The organism is Frankia sp. CcMO1, from assembly GCF_977945845.1.
Genome location: NZ_CDWTMG010000325.1, coordinates 1 through 4,281, shown reverse-complemented (window position 1 = coordinate 4,281; position 4,281 = coordinate 1). Strand labels below are relative to the sequence as shown.

Annotated in this window: 3 protein-coding genes; 2 read left to right on the top strand and 1 reads right to left on the bottom strand. The window is 72.5% G+C overall.

Annotated features, from left to right (window positions below; translation table 11 throughout):
- Positions 1-951: 951 nt before the first annotated feature.
- Positions 952-2,193, top strand: a complete 1,242-nt coding sequence (locus AC08OU_RS23080; RefSeq protein ID WP_476602171.1) for a S1C family serine protease — start codon at positions 952-954, stop codon at positions 2,191-2,193.
- Positions 2,194-2,260: 67 nt separating this feature from the next.
- A complete protein-coding gene (tatB, locus tag AC08OU_RS23075; RefSeq protein ID WP_476602170.1) occupies positions 2,261-2,821 on the top strand; it encodes a Sec-independent protein translocase protein TatB in 561 nt (186 codons plus the stop codon).
- Between the two features lie 110 nt (positions 2,822-2,931).
- Here the strand turns inward: tatB and AC08OU_RS23070 are convergent, their stop codons facing one another.
- Positions 2,932-4,074 carry an Mrp/NBP35 family ATP-binding protein gene (locus AC08OU_RS23070; RefSeq protein ID WP_462203872.1) on the bottom strand — a complete coding sequence of 381 codons (1,143 nt, stop codon included), beginning with the start codon at positions 4,072-4,074 and terminating at the stop codon, positions 2,932-2,934.
- Positions 4,075-4,281 lie beyond the last annotated feature (207 nt).

The following is a 4,281-nucleotide window of genomic DNA, read 5'->3' as shown; positions in this document are numbered from 1 at the left end:
TTAACTTCGAAGACCCCCTATACCGTTTTACCCGCTCGGACGCGTCGCGCGTGCTTTCCAGGACGGAACCGGTCGTCGGCGTTCCGCCGTGCCGTGCGACGAGCGAATCGGGGAGGACGCGTGGACGTCAGCGACAACGAGGTGCCTGTCGCGAGCGTGGAACCGGTCGACCCCCCCGTACGGCCCCGACGTCTCGAGCGGTCATCCACGATGCGGTCGGTTCCCGCCGGCCCGAGCCACCGCGCCGATCCTTCCCGCCCCGGCGCCCGGCGAGTCGCGGACCGCGCCGACGCGGCGCCTCCTGCCACCGACGGCGAGCCGCAGACCGATCAGGCCAGCGGCCGCGACGCGACGACCGTCCCCTCGACCGGCGGGACGATACCTGTTAGTCGGCTTCGCCTTCCCGCCGCGCCCCGGCCCAGCACAGCCGGCGGTGCCGGGCCGCGGGTACAGCCCGGGGTGGTCGTCCCCGTGCAGCCGTCGGGACCTGTGCAGCCGTCCGGGTCGGAACCGGCGGCCGGGACACGCCGTCCGGAATCGCCTCGTACGGCCTCCACCACCGCGATGACCGGGCCGGCGGCGGAGGAGACCCGGCCCGACCGGCGACCCACGGCCGCCAGGACGCCGGGCACGGGTAGTCCGGCGGCACGCGCTCCTGAGCCGGCCCCGGGAACTCCATCGAGTGCGGGGCCATCGGCTGCGGGGCCGCAGCCGCGGCCCACGGCCCGCGAGGGTGCGACGCCGGAACCCGGGGCGGCGCGGATTCCGGTGCGTCAGCCCGCCCGGCGTCCGCCGACCCTCCCACCCAGTGAGGACAGGCCCGGCTCCGCCCCCGGAGGGCATCGCCACCCCCGGCATTCCGGGCGGGTCGAGGGGGCCGCCGCCGCGACCGACCGCGGGCGCGCTCCGGCTGACGGGAACCCGCGGGAGTCGTCGAGAGACTTGCCGACAGTGACCGCGGTGCGTGGCTTCGGCACGCAGCCGCCGGCCCCACCACCCGCTGCGACGGGCTCCCCGCGGGCGTGGTCGCCGACCTCGACGCCGTATCCGCTGCCCGCGGACTCCGGCGGCGGCTCGAACGGCACGGCGGTCGCCGCGCCGTTCGCCGGCGTCCTGACCGGCCGTCCCGCGCCGCGGGGGCGCCTGGTCGCGCCCGGTCGCCCGGTCGTTCTCGGTCACCGGGTCCTCCTCGCGAGTATCCTGGTCGCGGGTCTGCTGGGCGGGGGGATCGGTGCGCTGCTCGTCTCGATGACCGAGTGCGGCAGCGACCGGCAGGCGTCGGCGGCCCTGCAGGTCGGTACCGCCGCGCCCAGCTCCGACCGCAGGTCGGTCGCGTCGATCGTCAGCCCGGAGGGGTACATCCTGACGAACAACCACGTCGTGGCGCCCGCGGTCGCCGCCAGAACTCCGATCTCCGTGCGCCGCTACCAGGAGTTCGGCCAGGTCCAGGCCGACCTGGTCGGGCGGGATCCCAAGACTGACCTCGCCGTCCTGCGCATCCCGGCCCCGCAACCCCTGCCGGCGGCGGCGCTCGGCCAGTCCGGCTCGCTGGTTGTGGGAGCGCCGGTGGTTGCCACCGGGGCGCCGTTCGGCCTCGCCGGCACCGTAACGACCGGCGTTGTCAGCGCGCTCGACCGCAATCCCATGGTCCCGGCCGAGAGCGGCACCGACCCCACGGTGCTCATCGGGGCGATCCAGATCGACGCGGCGATCAATCCGGGCAACTCCGGTGGTCCGCTGCTCGACGGCCTCGGCCAGATAGTGGGGATCAATACCGCGATCGCCGCGGTGCCCGGCCATGAGTCCCAGAGCCAGAGCGGCAGCATCGGCGTGGGGTTCGCCATCCCGATCGACTTCGCCCGCTCGGTCGCTCAGGAGATCATCTCGACCGGCCGGGCGACCCACCCGTACCTCGGCGTGTCGGCCGCGACCGTCACCGCCGGCCAGGCGAAGGCCACGGGGACCACGCCGGGTGCCCGCATCGTCAACCTGGCGCCCGATGGCCCCGCCGAGCGCGCCGGGCTGCGCGTCGGCGACATCATCACGCGGGTGGGCACCAGGGTCATCAGCGGGATGAATGACCTCATTGTCGCCGCCCGGCTCCACCGGGTAGGTGACCGGGTGCCGGTCGCCTACGAACGCGCCGGGGCCACCGCGACCATCCAGCTGACACTGCAGGAACAACAGCGCTGAGCTGCAGGCATCTTTTCGTTGCCCGCGAGCTCCTTGCCCGTAACACCGGGAGAGGTACGCTCAGCGCGTGTTCAACGGTGTCGGGTGGGGTGAAGTCGTCGTCTTGCTCCTGATCGGGCTGTTCGTCTTCGGCCCGGACAGGTTGCCCAAGGCCACCAGGGACGCGGGACGCGTGTTGCGTCAGCTGCGCCAGATGGCCAACGGCATGCGTAACGATCTCAGGTCCGAGCTGGGCCCGGAATTCGCCGATCTGGATATCCGGGACCTGCATCCCAAGGCCTTCGTCCGCAAGCACCTGTTCGAGGACGATCCGGTTCTGCCGCCATACCTCACCAAGCGGACCTCGCTCGACTCGCTGCTCCTCGGTGACGATCCGCCCGCGGTGCCGTCACTGACCAAGTCCTCGCTGCCGAGAGATCCCGCGGCCAAGGACCCGGCTCGTCCCGGCGCCGAGGCCGCGGTCCCGGCGGCGCCGCCCGGTCCGGTGTCTCCCATGCTGTCGAAGGTCTCGCCGAGCAAGGCCTCCGCCGCCCGCTCCGTGCCGGTGCAGCCGGCACGGAGCGGGCGGCCCGGCGACAGAGGTGCCCTTCGACTCGGACGCCACCTGAGCCGACCCGACGCCACCTGAGGTTCGGCGCCGCCGTCGGCTCGAGGACCCGCCCCGGGGCGGGATCAGCCGGGGCCGGGCTCGCGTCGATCAGGCTGCGCGAACCCGGACGGACGGCCGATCGTAGGTGTTCAGCGCCCCACCGGCGTGAGGTTGAGGCTGCGTCCGGCGAGCCCACGGGAGCGGTAGGTGAGCCGGCCTGCCACCGCGTCCAGGGCCTTGCCCGCCTCGCTGTCCGGCTCGCCGATGACCAGTGGCACGCCGTTGTCGGCGCCTTCCCGGAGCCGGACGTCTACCGGGATCTGGGCCAGCAGCGGTACGTCATGACCGAGCACCCTGGTCAGCCGCTCGGCCACCGCCGCCCCGCCGCCGGAGCCGAACACGTCGACCCGCTCGCCGCAGTGCGGGCAGGGCAGCCACGCCATGTTCTCGACGACCCCGACCACGTTCTGCCGGGTCTGCACGGCGATGGTCCCGGCCCGCTCGGCGACCTCGGTGGCCGCCAGCTGCGGGGTCGTGACCAGCAGCAGTTCGGAGGACGGCACCAGCTGGGCCAGAGAGATGGCGATGTCACCGGTGCCGGGCGGCAGGTCCAGGAGAAGGACGTCCAGGTCACCCCAGAAGACGTCCGACAGGAACTGCTCCAGGGCACGGTGCAGCATCGGTCCGCGCCAGGTCACCGGCTGGTTGCCACGCGTAAACATCCCGGTGGAGATGACTCGCACCCCGTGCGCCTGGGGCGGCATAATCATCTTTTCGACCTGGGTGGGCGGGCGGTCGATGCCCAGCATGCGGGGCACGGAGTGCCCGTAGATGTCGGCATCGAGCACACCGACCGACAGGCCCGAACGGGCCATCGCGGCGGCCAGGTTCACGGTGATCGAGGACTTGCCGACGCCGCCCTTGCCGCTGGCGACGCCGTAGACCCTGGTGGTCGAGCCCGGTTGGGCGAAGGGAATCGCCTTGGGGGCGTTGCCCCCCCGCAGTTTCGCGTGCAGGGCACCGCGTTGCTCGTCCGACATGACCTGCAGATCGACGCGGACCTCGCGGACGCCTTTGACCGCGCTGACGGCTCGACTCACCCGATTGATGATCTCGTCGCGCATGGGGCAGCCGGACACGGTGAGCAGGACCCCGACGTCGACCGAGCCGTCGTCGAGCACGCGAACCGACGAGACCATGTCCAGCTCGGTGATGGGACGACCGATCTCGGGATCGTGCACCGTCGCCAGAGCCGACTGGACCGCGTCGGGGGAAGGCCGGGATAGGGACAAGGGAAACCTCAGTCACAGGTTGGTATCAGGTGCGGCCCGCCGGGCCGCCTGTGGGTCCACGATAGCCCGCGGGGGACGTGACGGTGCCGGCTCACAATCCCCGTCTGCCGTGTTCGGCGGACCGGGGAGCGTGCCCCGCCCTGTCGGCTTCACGACGGGTGCGGAGCGTGCCCATCGCCATGACCAGGGGTGATTGTGTCCCGGTAT